This window comes from Mesorhizobium sp. M1163 (genome assembly GCF_040318415.1).
Classification (GTDB): domain Bacteria; phylum Pseudomonadota; class Alphaproteobacteria; order Rhizobiales; family Rhizobiaceae; genus Mesorhizobium.
The window spans coordinates 1-18,317 of record NZ_JAMYMF010000042.1; the positions used below are offsets into that span (position 1 = coordinate 1).

12 protein-coding genes and 2 pseudogenes are annotated in these 18,317 nt (G+C 57.4%); 13 read left to right on the forward strand and 1 reads right to left on the reverse strand.

Annotated features, from left to right (window positions below):
• Positions 1 to 123: 123 nt before the first annotated feature.
• Together tnpB and tnpC are read left to right on the forward strand one after the other, a co-directional pair.
• A pseudogene (gene tnpB / locus NKH43_RS30010) lies at positions 124 to 357 on the forward strand (IS66 family insertion sequence element accessory protein TnpB); the annotation flags it as partial.
• A gap of 69 nt (positions 358 to 426) precedes the next feature.
• Positions 427 to 1,955: pseudogene (gene tnpC, locus NKH43_RS30015) on the forward strand (IS66 family transposase).
• Between the two features lie 56 nt (positions 1,956 to 2,011).
• Here tnpC and NKH43_RS30020 read toward each other — a convergent pair.
• Entirely contained in the window at positions 2,012 to 2,884 is an 873-nt protein-coding gene (locus NKH43_RS30020; RefSeq protein WP_352861204.1) for an FkbM family methyltransferase, read from the reverse strand.
• Between the two features lie 592 nt (positions 2,885 to 3,476).
• Between NKH43_RS30020 and NKH43_RS30025 the strand changes: the two genes are divergently transcribed.
• The 11 genes from NKH43_RS30025 to cysQ all read left to right on the forward strand — a co-directional run bounded on the left by NKH43_RS30025 (position 3,477) and on the right by cysQ (position 18,179).
• On the forward strand, positions 3,477 to 5,714 hold the full coding sequence (locus tag NKH43_RS30025) for a hypothetical protein (protein ID WP_352861206.1): 2,238 nt from the start codon (positions 3,477 to 3,479) through the stop codon (positions 5,712 to 5,714).
• A 527-nt stretch (positions 5,715 to 6,241) separates the two neighbouring features.
• Positions 6,242 to 6,403, forward strand: a complete 162-nt coding sequence (locus NKH43_RS30030) for a hypothetical protein (RefSeq protein ID WP_352861208.1) — start codon at positions 6,242 to 6,244, stop codon at positions 6,401 to 6,403.
• Between the two features lie 294 nt (positions 6,404 to 6,697).
• Positions 6,698 to 7,180 (forward strand): hypothetical protein, encoded by a 483-nt coding sequence (locus NKH43_RS30035; protein WP_352861210.1) that lies wholly within the window; start codon positions 6,698 to 6,700, stop codon positions 7,178 to 7,180.
• A 526-nt stretch (positions 7,181 to 7,706) separates the two neighbouring features.
• Positions 7,707 to 8,516 carry a tyrosine-protein phosphatase gene (locus tag NKH43_RS30040; RefSeq protein ID WP_352861212.1) on the forward strand — a complete coding sequence of 270 codons (810 nt, stop codon included), beginning with the start codon at positions 7,707 to 7,709 and terminating at the stop codon, positions 8,514 to 8,516.
• On the forward strand, positions 8,516 to 9,304 hold the full coding sequence (locus tag NKH43_RS30045; RefSeq protein WP_352861251.1) for a polysaccharide biosynthesis/export family protein: 789 nt from the start codon (positions 8,516 to 8,518) through the stop codon (positions 9,302 to 9,304). Before NKH43_RS30040 ends, NKH43_RS30045 begins: the two co-directional genes overlap by 1 nt.
• Before the next feature lie 37 nt (positions 9,305 to 9,341).
• The gene (locus NKH43_RS30050; RefSeq protein ID WP_352861214.1) at positions 9,342 to 11,726 is read left to right on the forward strand and encodes a GumC family protein; all 2,385 of its coding nucleotides are present in this window, start codon (positions 9,342 to 9,344) and stop codon (positions 11,724 to 11,726) included.
• A complete protein-coding gene (locus NKH43_RS30055) occupies positions 11,614 to 12,873 on the forward strand; it encodes a tetratricopeptide repeat protein (RefSeq protein WP_352861216.1) in 1,260 nt (419 codons plus the stop codon). Before NKH43_RS30050 ends, NKH43_RS30055 begins: the two co-directional genes overlap by 113 nt.
• Entirely contained in the window at positions 12,870 to 14,186 is a 1,317-nt protein-coding gene (locus tag NKH43_RS30060; RefSeq protein ID WP_352861218.1) for an O-antigen ligase family protein, read from the forward strand. Before NKH43_RS30055 ends, NKH43_RS30060 begins: the two co-directional genes overlap by 4 nt.
• Before the next feature lie 348 nt (positions 14,187 to 14,534).
• On the forward strand, positions 14,535 to 15,440 hold the full coding sequence (gene cysD, locus NKH43_RS30065; RefSeq protein WP_352464033.1) for a sulfate adenylyltransferase subunit CysD: 906 nt from the start codon (positions 14,535 to 14,537) through the stop codon (positions 15,438 to 15,440).
• Between the two features lie 2 nt (positions 15,441 to 15,442).
• Entirely contained in the window at positions 15,443 to 17,380 is a 1,938-nt protein-coding gene (gene cysN, locus NKH43_RS30070) for a sulfate adenylyltransferase subunit CysN (RefSeq protein WP_352861220.1), read from the forward strand.
• Positions 17,381 to 17,390: 10 nt separating this feature from the next.
• The gene (gene cysQ, locus NKH43_RS30075; protein WP_352861252.1) at positions 17,391 to 18,179 is read left to right on the forward strand and encodes a 3'(2'),5'-bisphosphate nucleotidase CysQ; all 789 of its coding nucleotides are present in this window, start codon (positions 17,391 to 17,393) and stop codon (positions 18,177 to 18,179) included.
• Positions 18,180 to 18,317 lie beyond the last annotated feature (138 nt).

The window sequence follows — 18,317 nt, forward strand, 5'->3', positions numbered from 1 at the left end:
AATATTATGTGGCGGAGGATTCCAGGCTTGGCAGGCTTGGCGGGCATCTGCGCAGCTCCGCCACATAATCTCGCCCGACACATAAGAATGGTTATGTGGCGCGCCACATAACCCTTCAGCGGGGCCGTGTACGTCTTCCGGGCGAAGCGGACAGACCGGATCAAGCTGATCTTCTGGGACGGCACCGGCGTCTGCCTCTATGCCAAGCGTTTGGAGGATGGGGAGTTCCGCTGGCCGAAAGTACATGACGGCATGATGCGGCTGACGGCCGCGCAGCTCTCGGCGCTACTCGAAGGTCTCGACTGGCGGCGCGTCCATGAGGCGCGCCGGACCCGCGTTCCAGCCCAGGCCGGCTGACCCGCGACGAAGTGAATCAGCCTGGATTCCGCTGTCGCGGGCTGTCGGCGAATATGGTCTGATCCTGTCATGGCGATGACTGCTGACCAGCTTCCCGACGATCCGGACGCGCTGAAGGCGATGGTCCTGGCGCGCGACGTCGAGAACGCCCGGCTGATCCAGATCATCAAGGAATTGCAGCGCCACCGCTTCGGCCGTCGTGCTGAAACGCTCCCCGAGGATCAATTGCTGCTGGGGCTCGAAGAGGCCGAGCAGATCGAGGCCGCCGGCGAGGAAGCGAAGGAACAATCTGCTCTCGCCGAGCGCCAAGCAAAGGCCACGAAGCGCCGGGCGAACCGCGGTGCGTTGCCACCCCACCTGCCGCGCACGGAGATGGTCGTCGACATCGAGGACCATGCCTGCCCGTGCTGTCGCAATGGCCTGCACCGGATCGGCGAGGACGTGAGCGAGCGGCTCGACATCGTTCCGGCGCAGCTGCGCGTGATCGTGGTGCGGCGGCCCAAATATGCCTGCCGCGCCTGTGAGGATGTGGTCGTTCAGGCTGCCGCGCCGGCCCGGCTGATCGAGGGTGGTCTTCCGACCGAAGCGACGGTCGCCCAAGTCCTGGTCTCCAAATACGCCGATCACCTGCCGCTCTATCGTCAGGCGCAGATCTATGCCCGGCAAGGCATCAATCTCGATCGCTCCACGCTCGCCGACTGGGTCGGCCGCGCCGCCTGGCACCTGCGTCCGGTGCATGAGCGGCTGCTTGGCAAATTGAAGTCCTCGCCAAAACTCTTCGCCGACGAGACGACCGCGCCGGTGCTCGATCCCGGCCGAGGCAAGACCAAGACCGGGCAGCTCTGGGCCTATGCGCGTGACGATCGGCCATGGCAGGGAGCCGACCCGCCGGGCGTTGCCTATGTCTACGCACCCGACCGGAAGGCCGAGCGTCCGATCGCTCATCTCGCAGGCTTCACTGGAATCCTGCAGGTCGATGGCTATGGCGGCTATCGCGTGCTGGCCGACAAAAGCGACGTGACGCTCGCCTTCTGCTGGGCACACGTGCGCCGACGCTTCTATGAACTGGCGGCAGCGGGTCCCGCGCCGATCGCCAGCGAGGCGCTGAGACGGATCGCCGAGCTCTACAGAATAGAGGACGATATCCGCGGCCGATCGGCCGATGAACGCCGTGCGATGCGTCAGGAAAATAGCCGCGCTATTGTCGCCGATCTCGAACCCTGGCTGCGCGAGAAGCTCGGCCTGATTAGCCAGAAGACAAAGCTCGCCGAGGCGATCCGCTACAATCGCGCTGGCAAGGCCTCTCGCGCTTCCTTGACGACGGCCGCATCGAGATCGACAGCAACACCGTCGAGCGCTCAATCCGTCCAATCGCGCTCAACCGCAAGAACGCGCTCTTCGCGGGCTCGGACGGCGGTGCCGAACACTGGGCAGTCATCGCATCGCTCATCGAAACCTGCAAACTCAACGGTGTCGAGCCGCTCGGCTATCTCGCCAACGTCCTCACCAGGATCGTCAACGGCCATCCGAACAGCCAGATCGACGACTTGCTGCCCTGGGCCTACATCCGGGCGCCTGAGCTCAAGGCCGTGGCCTGAGAACAGCGCTTACGATGCATCCGTCCTGTCGATCATTGAGTTTGAGGCTGCCCGGTTTACTCCACCGGGGAGATCAGGTAGTTCCCAGGTTTCAGTTGAGGGCCGGCCACCAATTCTGTTTTTACCTGCCTCACGATGCCGCCGGAACCAGCCATGAGATGCATCTCGATCGGATAGGGGAATAGTTTCTGAACGTCCTGAAGCGAACTCAGATCTTCTTCAAGGGTCCCGTCACCGATCTCGATCCAGACGACCGGCCTGGACTTGGCAAGTGTCCTGTTGAGCCCTCGCAAAGCGTGCGGTTCAAAGCCCTGAATATCGATTTTGATCGCGTCGACCGTCGAAACCCCTTTCGCTTCCAGAAAATCATCCCCCCGTTCGACCCGCAACACGCCAACCTGCTGGAGCGGTCGGTCATACTGCTCGACGGTGGAGAACGTCCCTAAGCCGAGATTGTCCTTACCGATGTCGAAGAACGGCAGATCGGCCGAATGCTCAGCTAGTCCAACCCGGTGGAGATGCACATTCTTAAGGTCGTTAAGCGCGACGTTCCGTTCGAAGGTACCCCAAAGCCGGTCGTTTGGCTCGAAGGCGTGGACCGCCGCGAAACGACGGGCGAACGCTAGACTGTGGGTTCCGGCGTTGGCCCCAATATCAAGCGCGATGCCTCGCTTCTCGGGCGGGATGAAATTGAGGAAGGCTTGAATGAGGCCATCTTCATAGCCGCCGAACAGGTAGACTTCGCGGTCGAGCCTCGAGGAGAAAGTTCCCGAATAGACGGTCGAACCGTTGACCACCGTGAAAACCGCTTCGCTCGGTGTGATGCGGGCGACTCGGCGCCAGCCGCGGAACCGATCTAGCCACCTCATTGCCCTGAATATCCTTGCGGACTTGCTTGGGTGTATTTCCGAAGTGATCTGCTTCAGCATAGCTCGCGCCTCCGACGCGAGCTTCTTCCCATCAATCTTTTATTGAACGATGTTGTTTTAAAGGAAGATGTTCGCCGCAGAAGTCTATGGCAATTCGGACAACGGTTCAAGCAGCTACTCGCCTGCCGCGATCTCCATCGACACGGGCGGCGCAGCGTGAGTTATCGAATATTCTTCTACTACCGTCGATGAATCGCAGTGTCGGGTGCGCTGTCGAAGATGTTGCCGCTGGTTCCGTTCGCCAGAAAAGACCGGCTCCAAAGACGCACTGCGTTCGACGAATTCCACGTCCAAACCTTCGAAAAAGCGCGAAGCCGATCGCGATGCCGGCACCAAAAAATCAGCGTAAGCGGGCTCGGGTCCATCGTCGTGGAAGGAGCAGAACGATGATGCATCCTCTAATGGGTATCGTCAGGAGATGCCATACCTTAAAATGCCATGAAGCGGGGCTAAGTGGTCAAGCTAGGGTGTCAACGGGCTTGAGACGGTTGCAGAAATGAACAAGTTTGTCTTCCCTCCCCTCGCTTCCTTGCCCGACGACAACGCGTCGTTCGGCGAGTTGTTAGCTCTTGCCGATAGCTAGAGACCCGCCATGAGCGATCTAGGAAAACCGTCTCGTCGTTATTTTTTGCAGGGACTACACGCCACTTTTACGAGCGCAACTTTCCTCCACGGTGAAGGCAGGACAGCTGAAGCAACGCCAACGTTCGGGTCAACCGCCTATCAGTTCGTCAGCGTGCTCGCAGCACCCACATACATCCGCACTGTACAAGATCGCCTTTACAAGGATCGAGTCCACTTATTCGATTTTATCGCCTCATCCGACCAAGCGGCGATTATGAATAAAACGTCGACCCATGATCATGCCAATGAGATCCAAAGTGCTATCGACGAGATCCTATATGGGGAAATCCGAAACAAGCTCTACATGCCTGGCGGCCTATACAATATAACTAAGACGATCCATTTGGGTTACGGTGATTCATTCCGCTCTGGAGTTGTGGAGGGAGACGGATATGCGTACGGATCTAGTGCAAATATAAATGGCCCCGTAATAAAGCCGAGTTTCTCCAATGCTCCAGCTCTGAATATTCAAGGCGCAAGAGGTTCAGTTGTTCGCGGGGTTAGCTTCGTTGGCCCGCTCTCGACTTACATCGAGTGCAACCGCATGGGAGGCAGCGAAATTCCTCTAATTGATGACACGAACCATGACAACTGGAACGACCCAGCACTGCACATTCGTCAGGACGCCAGATATGCGCCTTTTGCAGCTATTAGCATAGACGGGTATTCGGGTGTTCGTCCAGCAATACATTATCCCGATGTAGCTTATCCTCCGCACGCCGTTAGTTCGGCCCAATACAGGAAACACTTCTCTTCTGATGTTCTGATTGAGAACGTGTACATTAGTGGATTCACCGTTGGGATCGCCAATCAGCCATGTGACGACGATGGCAATGGCGACTTCACCCACCTTTCGCGTGTCTTTATTGAGAAATGTAAATGGGGTGTATCGGTTGGAAACACACAGGCTAGGAATACTGGCCTGGACAATGTGAAGTTTAGTCGCGTGTATGCATGTATAACGAACCAGAGGCACGGGAGGCAGAAAGGCAAGTTCGGTGGCGCAATCAGCAACATGTCGGTGTTTGGAGCGATCAATCTTGTCGACTTTGGCAGCTTTTACCCACAGCCCATTGTCTTCACCAACCTGTACGCGGAGAGCCTTTGGAAAATCGGAACCTCTGATGCAAAGTCGAGTAACGAAACCAGCCTGATATGGGTTGGTTGCGAGTTTTCCTTCGGCGGCCAGAACGATACGCGCGGCTATCCGGGCTATGTCATGGACGGTGGAGTTTCAGGCGGCACCTACAACGTGAAGTTCGACGGGTGTTCATTTCACAATTACAAATCTGTTGCGGCATTTGTCCACGCCGGGACGGTGTTCGAAGGGTGTGATTTTAGAGGGCCGTCCAGATCAGAAGAGTTTGAAAAATTTGCGCACAATCTTCTTACCGGCGGCGTCGTCAAATTTGGACTCTCCCGGGCTACACGAGCGCGGGTCAAGAGTCGTCACTATGACCTCTCGACTGGCGCTTTGTCGGTAACCCCACAGGAAACGAGCGTCGTACGATACGGCAGCCGTAAAGGGTGTATCCCCATAATGTGCGAGGCTGTAGGGGCGGCCATGGAAGATGGCGATCGAATGGACCCGCCAACTCTCGCGCGAGGCATTTTTGCAAAATCCGATCTGGCTTCCTGCTCCCTGTCCGGCCGAACACTGACGATATCGTTTTCGTTCCGAACCGATCACGTTTTTATGGAGCAAGGTCCGTTGCCGGGTGACGTAATATGGGACGATGCGTCGGGAAGTATTTTCTTTGTGTCGTCGAGGAATTCACTAGACGTCACGGCGATACTGCAAAACAATTACAAGCGCGATGAAGTCGAAGTGTGGAAGCCCATCACCGCGTTTTCGACCTCTGAGGGAAATTTCTACATTGCAAACAGCCGTGTCTATACAACGCCGTTTTACCTACGCGGGGACCTTAGTTCGGGCCGCGCCGTCATCGTAAATTGTGCTCGAGACGACGGTTATACCGACTGGTTCGACTCGGAAATCGGTATACACGACTGGCTGTTAGTTGAGGCAACCAGGGACCGGTTTGTCGCACCTACTAGTAGCCGTATCGTTGGGATAGATCAATCCGCTGGAACCATCACGCTAAACTCCTCAGTAGGCGTTAGGACGCAGGCGAGACGCCGCCTCAATTACTTCATTCGCCAGCCGCCCGCAAACGTCTTGATCGCGAGGTCGGGCCGATCCTGAAGCCATGCTCAATGCTTCCGCCCAAATTCTATGTGGCGTGAAGGTCTTGTGCAGGATCCGGTCCTGCGGCTATTCTGGAGATAGCGGAAATTGCGCACACTTCCACGCCGAAGCGCGCTAGGCATACGGCTCCTTCTTAGGTGGCAGAGCCATTGGATCTCGTCTCCTGCCGCTCAATTCGAGAGAGCCCGAAGAGCAGAATCACAGAACCGGACTGGAGAAACTTTTGTTGTCCAAGAAGATGCGCTGGCAGCGTCTGCATTCCTCATCACCTTTCTTGGCATTATCGTGGCGCAGAAAAGTAAGCCGAATACGCCGGCACCGAACGCGGCCGCAGCTATCGAGCCATTCGATGGCAAGCTAGCAGTTCTGGCGATCAATGATCTCCGGATAGGCGGTCGAAAGATACTGCTCTGTGGAGTAGCTTTTGCAAAGCCCCAGTCTATGAACAGATTGGCGACGGAGGCAGCCCAACGCGATTTCGAAGGGCTCGCCTTGACATGTAAGCCCGTAGGCTCGGGGACGCCATGCGACGGCAACGCCGCGCGAAATTCCGTGACGCCGTCGTCGTGCAGTGCCTCACCTCCGACGGCACGGATCGGGCCGCAAAGCTCGTCGAGGCAGGCATTCTGTGCGGGCAGCCCGCGCAGGCGGGCTCGACCTACAAGTCTTGCGCGCCAGGCTCGTAGCTCCTGCTGGCCCGGTGGACGACATCACGAAGTTGTCGGCCGCAGCCTGTGCAAAGCCTCGAGCGATTGCGAGGAACGCCGGATTGCTCGCCGGCAACCCGCTCTATTGTGGCCGGCAGTAAAGATGATACATTTCGATGCACTAATGGTGTGTTCAATCAACCACACCGAAACCAAAAATTTTCTCGCATCTGCGAAACGGGTTGGAATTGACGCAAAAAGCTGTTACGCGCATTTGAGTACCTTGGTGGCTGGGTGGGCCTCAGGTAACGTAGGACAGAAGGATTGATGCGGATGAACCTAGTTTTGAAAAGTGCGTTGGCCGGAGTTGTTGTGTTGGCCGGCTTCGCCCCGGTGTCGTCTTTCGCGCAGGATGGGTCGTGCACCTGTGCAACTGCCTATACGGGCGTAAATCCGATTGGGTCGATCGGGAGTGTCAATGGCGATGTGATGATCTCGCAGGTGGCTGGCTATGGTCCGGCGCAAGCGGGGGGCGCTCTTGATTTCGGCAGCCGCGTCGTGGTTGGCGGCAAGGGGTCTGCTTCGGTTAAAGTCGGCGGCTGCAATTTGAGCGTGCCGGCCAATTCGACCCTCGACATCTCCCGCGTCGACAACAAGATTTGCCTCAATGTCCTCGGTTCGGAGCACACTGCCCAAACGGGCGGCGGTAGCAGCACCAACTACACGCCGGCCATTGTGTTTGGCGGCGTAGCCCTCGGCGCTCTTGGCTTGGGTCTATCGCAGGATGATGACCACGGCCGACCCATTAGCGACTAGGCTGACCGTAGATAGGGCAACAGCAGCAGAGGCGCATGGCGCTTCTGCTGCGTGTCTGTTTCTGACGACAGAATGGCCTTGGCCTGTATGCTGGTGTCGTAGCCGGTGTATCAGTTGGATCGCATAGGCCAAGGCGACAAGCGGATGTCTGAGGCTAGCGAATGCCGGGATGAAGGGCGAAGTGCGGGTCGTCCAGGCATCATGGCCGGCTCGCAATCTTTGCTTCGCTGCTGCGTGTTGGTCCAAGTTTTGGACACGCCGTCCGGCAAACGCGACGATCAAAGTCAATCCTGGGGAGGGCGGCATGTGTGTAGCGTTCGATACATCAGGCGCAGCGTTTACCGCCGATCTGGCGCTGATCATCGGCCTGCATGATGACGACAACTTTGTCCGCCGGTAGCCTGGACCTGGCATCCATCGCATCGCATGAACTTGACAAATGCGTCACTCGCTGTCTTGCGAATGACGCATTTGTCGTTTTGGGGGATGACGTCGCTACGTTGCTTCGCTGCAGTCACAAACGCCCATGATCGATCTGCATTCCCATATCTTGCCCGGTCTCGACGACGGCTCGCCCAGCCTTACCGAATCGCTGGAAATGGCTCGGCTGGCGGTGGCCGACGGAACGACCCACATGGCGTGCACGCCGCACGTGACGCCGGGCGTTTACGAGAACGGAACATCGAACATTGTCCGAGCGGTTCAAGAGTTGCACCAGGCGCTGCGTAGCGCTGCCATACCACTTGCTCTCTACGTCGGCGCCGATGTTCACATAGCGCCGGATCTCCCGGACCAATTGGCGGCGGGCAGCGTGCCGACCTTGAACAGGTCCCGCTATTTTCTGTTCGAACCGCCGCATCATGTCTTGCCTCCACGAATGGAGGATCTTGCTCTACGCCTTATAAACGCCGGTTTCATCCCGATTCTTACTCATCCAGAGCGTTTGACCTGGATCAAAACGAATTACGACGTTATCGAGAGGTTGAATGCGGTCGGCTGCCTTATCCAGCTTACCGCAGACTCGATTGTTGGTGCTTTCGGACGCACGGCGCTTTATTATTCGGAAAAGCTGATTGACGAGGGCAGGGTGGATATCATCGCGTCGGACACTCATAGCGCCACGCGCCGGCGCCCTGGGCTTTCACAGGCGGTTGCTGCTGCTGCCAAGCGATGTGGGGAAGACGAGGCCCGCAACATGGTATTGAAACGTCCAGGCGAAATATTGGCGAACCGTCCCATCGAGCCGGTCGGAAAAGCACGTCCGAAGAACCCAACCGCCGGCAACGCCGGCCGTTTTGGAGGATTGGGCCGCCTATTCAAGGGCGGGTCAGCGTGATGGGCATTTTTCATTTCGCAAAAAGCCAAATTATCGCGATACTCGTCTTGCTGGCTTCGGCTGCAATGTCGGCATGCACGAGCACCTCGTCGACGACATCTGCTTCCTCGAGTTCGGTCGATGCGCTGCAATTGACGTCGTCATCGACGCCACTTTCGGGCGGCGGCGCGCTGAAGGTTGTGAAGGATCTGCCTGCACCGCAAAATACCCAGAACGGCAGCGAGCAGCCTTTGTCTCCGAATGATGTGCTCGAAGTGAATGTATTCCAGGTCGACAATTTGAGCAGAACGGTTCAAGTCGACTCCGGCGGTCAGATATCCCTTCCGCTTATCGGAACTATTACGGCGGCAGGAAAAACCGTCCGTCAGCTGGAGCAAGAGATCGAGACGGCCTACGGCGCCAACTACCTGCAGTCGCCTGATGTGACGATTTTCGTCAAGGAGTCGATTGGGCAGCGCATAACCGTCGATGGCGAAGTCAACAGGGCCGGTATCTTTCCAGTAACGAGTAATTCCTCGCTTCTTGACGCGATTGCTTTGGCAGGAAATTTCAGCCCGGTTGGGGATGCAAGCAAGGTCTTCGTCTATCGCAATATTGGTCAGAATACCTTGGTCGCAAATTACAACGTGGAGGAAATTCGTGCCGGCAAGGCCCGTAACCCGCGGATCTACGGTGGTGACAAGGTTGTCGTCTTTGCCTCAAAAACGAAGATTGCGGTGAACAATCTCAAGGACGCGCTAGGCATAGCCTCCAGTGCCGCGCGAATTGCCGTCATCCCAGGAATATAACCCGCAGCCGGTCAGTCGAATAGGATCACTTCGCACCATGCTCGATCGCAACAGGCAGCATCAAATTGCAGGTCCAGGACATGGCCAAGCCTTGTCCTCCGATCTTTATTATGACGGCGGGCAAAACTACAGCTCCTACGGTCGCGATTATTCGGAGCAGGAACAAGGTTTCAATCCGCTCAAGCTGTTCTTTTACGTCGTCCAGTATCGATGGCTGTTCGTCATTATGGCTGCAGCCGGGCTTGTCGCCGGCGTCATCATCACGATGATGCAGACGCCGAAATACCAGGCAACGACGCAGCTGGAAGTGCTGGTCCCTTCGGCCAAGGTATTCCAGGACATTGAGGTGGTTTCTGAAAACAGCGATGTGCGTTCCTTTTTGACGGCCCGCGAAAAGCTTAAAAGCCGCGCATTGGCGCAGCGTGTCGTGTTCCAACTGGGCCTCAGCGAAAAACCGGACTTCCTGTTCCCCACGCCAAGCTTCTCGCTCGGCAATATTTTGTATCGCGCGTTCGGAATTTCCCACTCCCCCTCAATTGAGGAGAAAACTCCAGAGCAACGAGAGGCAGTTGCCATCGGGCGCGTTCTAAATGATCTCAGCGTCAACCTGGTTACTAACACGAGCCTGCTGTCGATCACCTTTGTCGATCAGAATCCAAAATATGCAAGCGACGTCGCCAACCAGGTCGCGCAAAGCTTTATTGACCAACGTCTCGACCAGACCAGCGAAACATCCGACCTGGCGCGGCAATTCATTCAGGAACAGGTTTTGCAGGTGAAGCAGAAGCTTCAGAAATCGGAAGAAGAACTGGTCGCTTATGCGAAAGATGCCGGCATCACGATAACTGGTGATGACAAGTCGCTGATAGGGTCGAACATTGAGGCGCTGAATACCGCCCTTGCGACAGCGATCCAGGACCGTCTCGATGCGGGGCGGATGGTGGATCAGATAGATAAAGGCCGTGGTTCGAGCTTGGCCCCCGTCCTGGAAAGCGAAGGTCTGCAGAAACTCAGTGAAAAGCTGGCGGATTTGACAAGCCAGTACCAGCAGAAGCTAGGCATTCTCAAGCCCGGCTTTCCCGAAATGCAGCAGCTTCAGTCTCAGATCAGGGAGCTGCAACGTCTCTATAAGAACGGCGAGCTTGCCATTACCGATTCACTGCGGCTGAAATATCAGGAGGCGCAGAACAAGGAGGCCGATCTCAAGGCCAAACTTGCTGAGATGGAAAAACAACAGGTTATCTTCAACGATAAGAACATCAAATACACAATCCTTAAGCGCGAGGTCGATTCGAATCGGTCGCAATATGACAATCTCATCGCCAAGCTGAACGAGGTTGGAGTTAGTTCCGAGCTCAAAACGCAAAGTGCTGCAATCGTCGATTTCGCCACCCAGCCGGACCGCCCATATTCGCCGCGCTTGAGCATCAATCTTGCGATGGCGCTGGCTCTTTTCCTAGCTCTGACCGCATCGGTCATTTATGTCATTGAGTTGCTGAACAACACCTTTACCAATCCCGAGCAGGTTGAAAAGGAGCTTGGATTGGCGATGCTCGGCATCTTGCCGCTCGTTGACGACCGGGAGCTCACAGCCAGTATTGCCGATCAGAAGTCCGGGCTATCGGAGGCCTATCGTTCGCTTCGAACATCGTTGCAATTCTCCGGTGCGGAAGGCGCGCCGCGATCGCTAGTTGTTACGAGTTCGGAGCCCTCGGAAGGCAAGTCGACCACATCGTTCAAGCTTGGGCAGGATTTTGCTGCGCTCGGTGCGAGAGTACTCATTGTCGACGGCGATCTTCGAAAGCCGAATCTTCATCGCCTGTTTGGCCTAGACAATGCGATCGGGCTCAGCAATCTGCTGACAAATACCGTCCGCAAAGAGGATCTGACGAATATCTTCAGGGCGACGAAATATCCCAACGTGACCGTTCTGACTTCTGGAACGATCCCGCCAAACCCCGCGGACCTACTCTCATCACCGAAGATGGCGCTGATCGTTACCAACCTCGGCAAGCGCTTCGATCTTGTCATCATCGATGCGCCGCCAGTCGTCGGCCTTTCCGATGCTCCTATTCTCAGCCGGCTCGCTGAGGGCACATTGATGGTCATCTCGACCAATCAGGTGACCCGCAAATCGGCCAAGACCGCGTTGAAGCGTCTACGAGCTGCTGGCGCGAACGTAGTCGGAGCTGCTATGTCTAAGTTTGCGGTGAACAAGTTCGATTACAACTACGCCTACAAATACATGAATTATCAGTACTACAACTACGGCACGGACACGAGTACTCCGAAGATTGAGGGCAAAGTCGATGATGGAGCAGGCCAGCCCGCTTATGCAAAATCTGCGGCGTTCAGTCGTTTGGTTCGTCGCATCCGTTCTAGTGTTCGTGGCTTCCTCGATCGGGCTAAGTCGATTTCTTGAAACTGAAACGCCAACCGTCTCTCTTGCGCTGGAAGCGTTCAACGTCGACGCCTTGATAGCTGAAGTCACCAGCGACTTGAACGATAGGAACAATGCTCCCGATCTTGATGCATTGCTTGCCAGGGCCAGAGGCGCGCTCGCCTTCAATCTGGCGGATGCGCGTCTCTATAGCCTGATTGGCGAGATCAAATACCAACAGGGCGAAAAAGACGAAGCCTATAGGCTTTTCGATCAAGCCCGAAAATTGTCCAAAACAGAGATCCATGCCCTGCAGAGGTCCATTAGCCGCAATATCGAAGCGGGTAATTTGCCGAAGGCCGTTGGCGAGATCGACGTATTGTTGCGGCGATGGCCGGACCAATTTTCGGCAGTCGCCACAGGCATTCCGGCAATTCTTTCAAACCCTGAGGGGTACCAGGCCGTGCTGGCGGCCGTAGAGGCAGAGGCGCCTTGGAGAGCCAGCCTGTTCGTCGCTCTTAGCAACACTTCAGAGGGGCTCGATTTGGCAAATCGCCTGCTGCTCGGCTTGACCGGATCACCTGCGCCGCCCACATCGAGCGAATTGTCCGGTGTGATCAATGGCTACATTCGCCAGAGGCAATATGAACCGGCTTATCGGCTGTTTCTTTTCAGCCTGTCTGAGCAAGAGCGGAAGTTGGGCGGATACATTTTCAACAGCACGTTCGAGCCGGCCTCCCGCGGGAAACCCTTTGATTGGTATATCCCCGGACAATCCGGCTTGGAAGTCACGTTTGCTACATCTCAGGATGTAGTAGAGGGTGAGGGTGGGGCGACGATCCGGTTTTTGAATACCCCCGTCAAGGGCGCAGCTCTTCAGCAGTTAGTTTCGCTGCCGTCAGGCTCATACAAGATTTCCCTGATTGCCTCTGCACGGAACTTGAAGCTTCCCAAAGGATTGTTTTGGTCCATTCGATGTGTTGACCCGGCGGGAGAAATTGCGCGATTCAACATTCCGGAAGGCACTTACAATCGTCAGACTCTCAGCCTGGATTTCTCAGTTGGGCCAAGTGCGTGCCCGCTGCAGTTGCTGCGGTTGCAATCTGCCGCCATTGCCGAGAGCTGGCGATTTCGATATGTCGGCACTCTGGTAATGCACAAATTGAACATTGAGAGACTTCCATCTTGAACGACCGGCCGTCGGAATGGGATAAATATCTCCTCGGCACGGTCCTGTTTGTATCGCTGCTGATCGGCGGCGGTACTGCAAGCGGCCTTTACACGGACACTCTGGTCGAGATCGCGGCAATAGTTTCGGCCGCGGCTGTCTTCTCGCAAACCCCCGGCCAGAGAATCCCCCGGCCCGTTCTGTGGCTGCTGGTCTTCGCTGTGGCGTTGATCGTTTTGCAAATTGTCCCATTGCCGGCGGCCATATTCAACGGGTTACGGCCGGAACTGCTGCTCGGAGATCCCTGGGTCGGAGAAAGTCGATTTCGCTTTATCAGCGTTGGGGTCGGCCGCACGGTCGAAAGTCTGCTCTATCTCTTAGCCGCAGCAGCGTTTTTTTTAGCCGTATTGCGGCTGCGCGCTGAGCAGGTCAGTGCGCTTCTTCCGTTTCTCTTCATGGGGGTTATCTGCAATGGTTTGGCGGGAGCGATCCAATATTCGCTCTCAGACGACGTCGCTATCGTCGGACTGTTGCCTTTTACGATCAATGCCGGGCTTTTTGCCAATGTGAATCATTTTTCGGCGTTGCTTTTTGTGTCTATCCCCTTCGTCGTCTATTACGGTCTGTTCCGCGGACATCTCTTGTCCGGATCCTTCGGCCTGATCGCGCTTTTGCTGCTTCTTTTGGCGGCCGGTTCCCGTGCCGGTGTTTTGATCGGGTTGGCGATCACAATATTATCAGTGATCTTTCTCTCAGCTCGTTCAAGGGTGAGTGGGTTCAGCATTCTCCTGATTTTTATCGGACTTTCGATCTACACGATGAGCGCTTGGACCAAGCTGGATGCACAGGCGCTCGACCCGGCGTTCGGGCGAGGCGAATTTGCGCGAACCACAATTGAGGGAATCAAGGATAATTGGGCGATAGGTATTGGGTTTGGGAATTTCCAGAAAGCCTATCAGATATACGAAAGAGCAGGCATGATTTTCAGGGAGTATGTGAATCATGCCCACAATGAATACCTTGAAATAGCCTTCGAGGGCGGAATTCCTGCTATCTTACTTATGGTAGGCTATTTCGCACTGCTTTTTGCTGCATTGGCCAGGGTTCGCCGCGACCCACTTCAGAAGGCCGCATTCCTCTCGGTATCGTTTCTTCTCATTCATTCTCTGGTCGACTATCCGCTGCGAACCGAGGCGTTGGCGATGACCTTTGCCTATATGAACGCCATCATCTTTCACAAAGGATTTGCGGAACGCTTGGGCCGCAAGAGCGAGATGATCGAGATCGACCACAACGGTGACAAGCTACTTGTTCCCATCGGAAGTTCGTCCTAGCGACCTCGTCGCTGCGGCTGGCGGCCTCTGAACGAGGCGGCCGGCTGTCAGGCGAGCCGGCTCCCGGCCCTCAGGCCCCCCAAGCGCTGGCAGCATTTCCTGCTCCTCTCAAGCGCAACTGGTCGCTGAGCAGAAATTTCCCGATTTCGCCGGCTGCATGGAAAATTCATTCCCGAACCATTCGGCCGCAGGCTTGTCTTGCATTGTTCTGAGCAGGAACGATCTGCTAGAACGCCCTCACGAGAGATAGATTTGTCCAGAAGTGCAGCTTGAACCGGGCGACTGAAGATCGCGTCCGTTGATGATACAGGCCCTTCTGTGGATGGCACGAAAGAACGCTCACAGTCCATGAACATCGCGCTTACGCACCTTCAGCGGCTCGAGGCCGAATCCATCCATATTTTTCGCGAGGTGGCCGCGGCTTTCGCCAAGCCGGTGATGCTCTATTCGGTCGGCAAGGATTCATCCGTGCTCATGCACCTGGCGATGAAGGCGTTTTATCCGGCCAAGCCGCCCTTTCCCTTCCTTCATGTCGATACGACCTGGAAATTCCGCGAAATGATCGCCTTTCGCGACCAGATGCAGCAAAAGCTCGGCTTCGATCTCCTGGTGCATGTCAATGAAGACGGCGTGCGCGACAACATCAATCCGTTCGACCACGGCTCCAACACCCATACGCATGTGATGAAGACGGTGGCGCTGCGGCAGGCGCTCGACAAATACGGGTTTGACGCAGCCTTCGGCGGCGCTCGACGCGACGAGGAAAAATCGCGCGCCAAGGAGCGGATCTTTTCGTTCCGCAACGCTCAGCACGTCTGGGATCCGAAGAACCAGCGGCCGGAGATGTGGAAGATTTTCAACACCCGTATCGCTGCCGGCGAATCGATCAGGGTGTTTCCACTGTCGAACTGGACCGAGCTCGACATCTGGCAATACATTCTCCAGGAAGACATCCCGATCGTGCCGCTGTATCTGGCCAAGGAGCGGCCGGTCGTCGAGCGCGACGGCATGCTCATCCTGAGGGACGACGAGCGCATGCAGCTGCGGCCCGGCGAGACGGTGGAGAACCGGATGGTGCGGTTCCGCACGCTCGGCTGCTATCCGCTGACCGGCGCGATCGACTCGGAAGCCGACACTCTGGAGGCGATAGTCGGCGAAATGCTCACGGCGCGCACTTCCGAGCGGCAAGGTCGCCTGATCGACCGCGACGAAGCCGGCTCGATGGAAAAGAAGAAGCGTGAGGGGTATTTCTGAGCATGCGCCACATCATGGCCAAGAGCCTCGCCCCGACCGACGGCGTCCGCGACTATCTGGCGGCGCAGGAACGAAAGTCGCTGCTGCGCTTCCTGACCTGCGGCTCGGTCGACGACGGCAAGTCGACGCTGATCGGGCGCCTGCTTTCCGATACCAAGCAGATTTTCGAGGACCAGCTGGCCACGCTCGAGCGCGATTCGCGCAAGCACGGCACGACCGGCGACGACGTCGACTTCGCGCTGCTGGTCGACGGCCTCGAGGCCGAGCGCGAGCAAGGCATTACTATCGACGTCGCCTATCGCTTCTTCGCCACGCCAAAGCGCAAGTTCATCGTCGCCGACACGCCCGGCCACGAACAGTATACCCGCAACATGGCGACGGGTGCATCGACGGCCGATCTCGCCATCGTGCTGATCGATGCTCGTCAGGGCGTACTGCGCCAGACAAGGCGGCATTCGATCATTGCCTCGCTTCTGGGCATTCGCCACATCGTGCTCGCCGTCAACAAGATCGATCTTGTCGGCTTCGACGAGGCGGTCTTTAAACGGATCGTCGCGGATTACGGGCAGTTCTCACGTGAACTCGGCTTCCAGACGATCGTGCCCATTCCGATGTCGGCCCGCTACGGCGACAACGTTACTGGCCGTTCCGATAGGACGGACTGGTATTCCGGCCCGACGCTGATCGAACATCTCGAAACTGTCTCGGTCGACGAGGCCGCGGTCGAATTGCCGTTCCGGTTTCCTGTCCAATATGTGAACCGTCCCAATCTCGATTTTCGCGGTTTCGCCGGCACCATCGCCTCCGGCTCGGTTGCGCCCGGCGACGAGGTTGTCGTCGCGAAATCGGGCAAGTCCTCCCGTGTCAGGCGCATCGTTTCGCATGGCGGAGACCTTCAGCAGGCTGTCGCCGGCCAGGCCATCACCCTCGTCCTCGACGACGAGGTCGAGGTCTCGCGCGGCAACATGCTGGTCTCGCCGGCAGCGCGGCCGCAGGTCGCCGACCAGTTCGCCGCCAACGTCGTGTGGTTCGACGAACATGCGTTGCTGCCCGGCCGCTCCTACATCCTGCGCACCGAGACCGACCAGACCAGCGCCACCGTCACCGACCTGAAATACCGGGTCAACGTCAACGACTTTGCCCATGAGGCGGCCAAGTCGCTTGAAATGAACGAAGTCGGCATCTGCAACATCTCGACGCGGTCGCCGATCGCCTTCGATCCGTTTGCCGAAAACCGCACCACAGGCGCCTTCATCCTGATCGACCGCATCACCAATGCCACGGTTGGCGCCGGCATGATCCTGCACACGCTACGCCGCGCCGAAAACATTCACTGGCAGTCGCTCGATGTCGGCAAGCGCGCCCGCGCCGATATGAAGAACCAGCGGCCGGCGGTGTTCTGGTTCACCGGGCTTTCGGGCTCGGGCAAGTCGACCATCGCCAACCTGTTTGAAAAGAAGCTCTTCGCCACCGGGCGCCATACCTACATTCTGGATGGCGACAACGTCCGTCACGGCCTCAACCGCGATCTCGGCTTCACCGACGCCGATCGTGTCGAAAACATTCGCCGCGTCGCCGAAGTGGCGCGTCTGATGGCCGACGCCGGGCTGATCGTCATCGTGTCGTTCATTTCGCCGTTCAGCGCCGAGCGGCGCATGGCGCGCGAATTGATGGCCGACGGCGAATTCGTCGAGGTGTTTGTCGACACCCCCTTCGAGGAATGCGCCAGGCGCGATCCGAAGGGTCTTTATGCGCGGGCATTGAATGGCGAGATCAAGAATTTCACCGGCGTCGATTCACCATATGAGGCGCCGGAAAAACCCGAAATCCACCTCAAGACACTCGGCCGATCAGCCGAGGAGATGGTGGAGGCCCTGGAACACTGGCTGATCGAGCGTGACATTGCCGAAGACCAATATGATAGCGGCGGCGGCATCTGACGACGAAGCGATGCTCGCCGACTTCGAGCGCCTTGCCTTGGCGGCGGGGCGCGAGGTGATGCGCGTGTTTCAGGCCGGCTGCGCGGTCGACAGCAAGTCGGACAGTTCGCCGGTGACGGAGGCGGATCGCGAGAGCGAAAAGATCATCCTTGCCGGGCTGCGCGCCGCATTTCCGGAGATTCCATGCGTGGCCGAGGAAGAAGCTTCTGCCGGCATCATGGCGCCGGATCTCGGCGATGCCTTCTTCCTGATCGATCCGCTCGACGGCACCAAGGAATTCGTCAACCGCCGCACCGATTTCACCGTCAACATCGCGCTGGTTCGCCATGGCGTGCCAGAGATCGGCGTCGTTTTTGCGCCTTGCACCGGGCGCTTCTTTTCCGGCCGGCCGGGCAAGGCGGAAGCGATCGAGATCAATGACGACTACGAGATCGTCGATCGCCAGCCGATTTCGGCAAGGGCCGGTGTGGCGCCGCTGACCGTCGTCGCCAGCCGGTCCCACAATACGCCTGAGACCGAGGCCTATATCCGGGCCTTTGGCGCTGCCGAGATCGTCTCGGTCGGCTCATCGCTGAAATTCTGCCTCGTCGCCGGCGCCGAGGCGGACGTCTATCCACGCTTCGGCCGCACCATGGAATGGGACACTGCCGCGGGTGACGCAGTGCTACGTGCTGCCGGCGGCATGACGCGCACGCTGGACGGTAAGCCGCTCGCCTACGGCAAGCGCAACCAGAGCGATGACGAGGATTTCGCCAACCCGCATTTTATCGCAAGCGGCAAGGCTGCTCGGCCTGCCTAGACGATGACTGCGCAGTTCTAGACCCGTACGAAAGTGCGAGTGTTACAAGCGACTTATAGAAGCGACTTCAGACACTGCTCCAGGTCTGTAAACACAACAGTCGGCCCATCCAGCCGTCGGCGTGCCCGATTCTCTGTG

Bases quoted from the DNA above. Each gene is read 5' to 3' on its own strand.
- cysD (WP_352464033.1), top strand. From the start codon at position 14,535: ATGAACATCGCGCTTACGCACCTTCAGCGGCTCGAGGCCGAATCCATC.
- NKH43_RS30025 (WP_352861206.1), top strand. From the start codon at position 3,477: ATGAGCGATCTAGGAAAACCGTCTCGTCGTTATTTTTTGCAGGGACTA.
- cysQ (WP_352861252.1), top strand. From the start codon at position 17,391: ATGCTCGCCGACTTCGAGCGCCTTGCCTTGGCGGCGGGGCGCGAGGTG.
- NKH43_RS30030 (WP_352861208.1), top strand. From the start codon at position 6,242: ATGCGACGGCAACGCCGCGCGAAATTCCGTGACGCCGTCGTCGTGCAG.
- NKH43_RS30020 (WP_352861204.1), bottom strand. From the start codon at position 2,884: ATGCTGAAGCAGATCACTTCGGAAATACACCCAAGCAAGTCCGCAAGG.
- NKH43_RS30050 (WP_352861214.1), top strand. From the start codon at position 9,342: ATGCTCGATCGCAACAGGCAGCATCAAATTGCAGGTCCAGGACATGGC.
- NKH43_RS30055 (WP_352861216.1), top strand. From the start codon at position 11,614: ATGATGGAGCAGGCCAGCCCGCTTATGCAAAATCTGCGGCGTTCAGTC.
- NKH43_RS30045 (WP_352861251.1), top strand. From the start codon at position 8,516: ATGGGCATTTTTCATTTCGCAAAAAGCCAAATTATCGCGATACTCGTC.
- NKH43_RS30035 (WP_352861210.1), top strand. From the start codon at position 6,698: ATGAACCTAGTTTTGAAAAGTGCGTTGGCCGGAGTTGTTGTGTTGGCC.
- NKH43_RS30040 (WP_352861212.1), top strand. From the start codon at position 7,707: ATGATCGATCTGCATTCCCATATCTTGCCCGGTCTCGACGACGGCTCG.
- cysN (WP_352861220.1), top strand. From the start codon at position 15,443: ATGCGCCACATCATGGCCAAGAGCCTCGCCCCGACCGACGGCGTCCGC.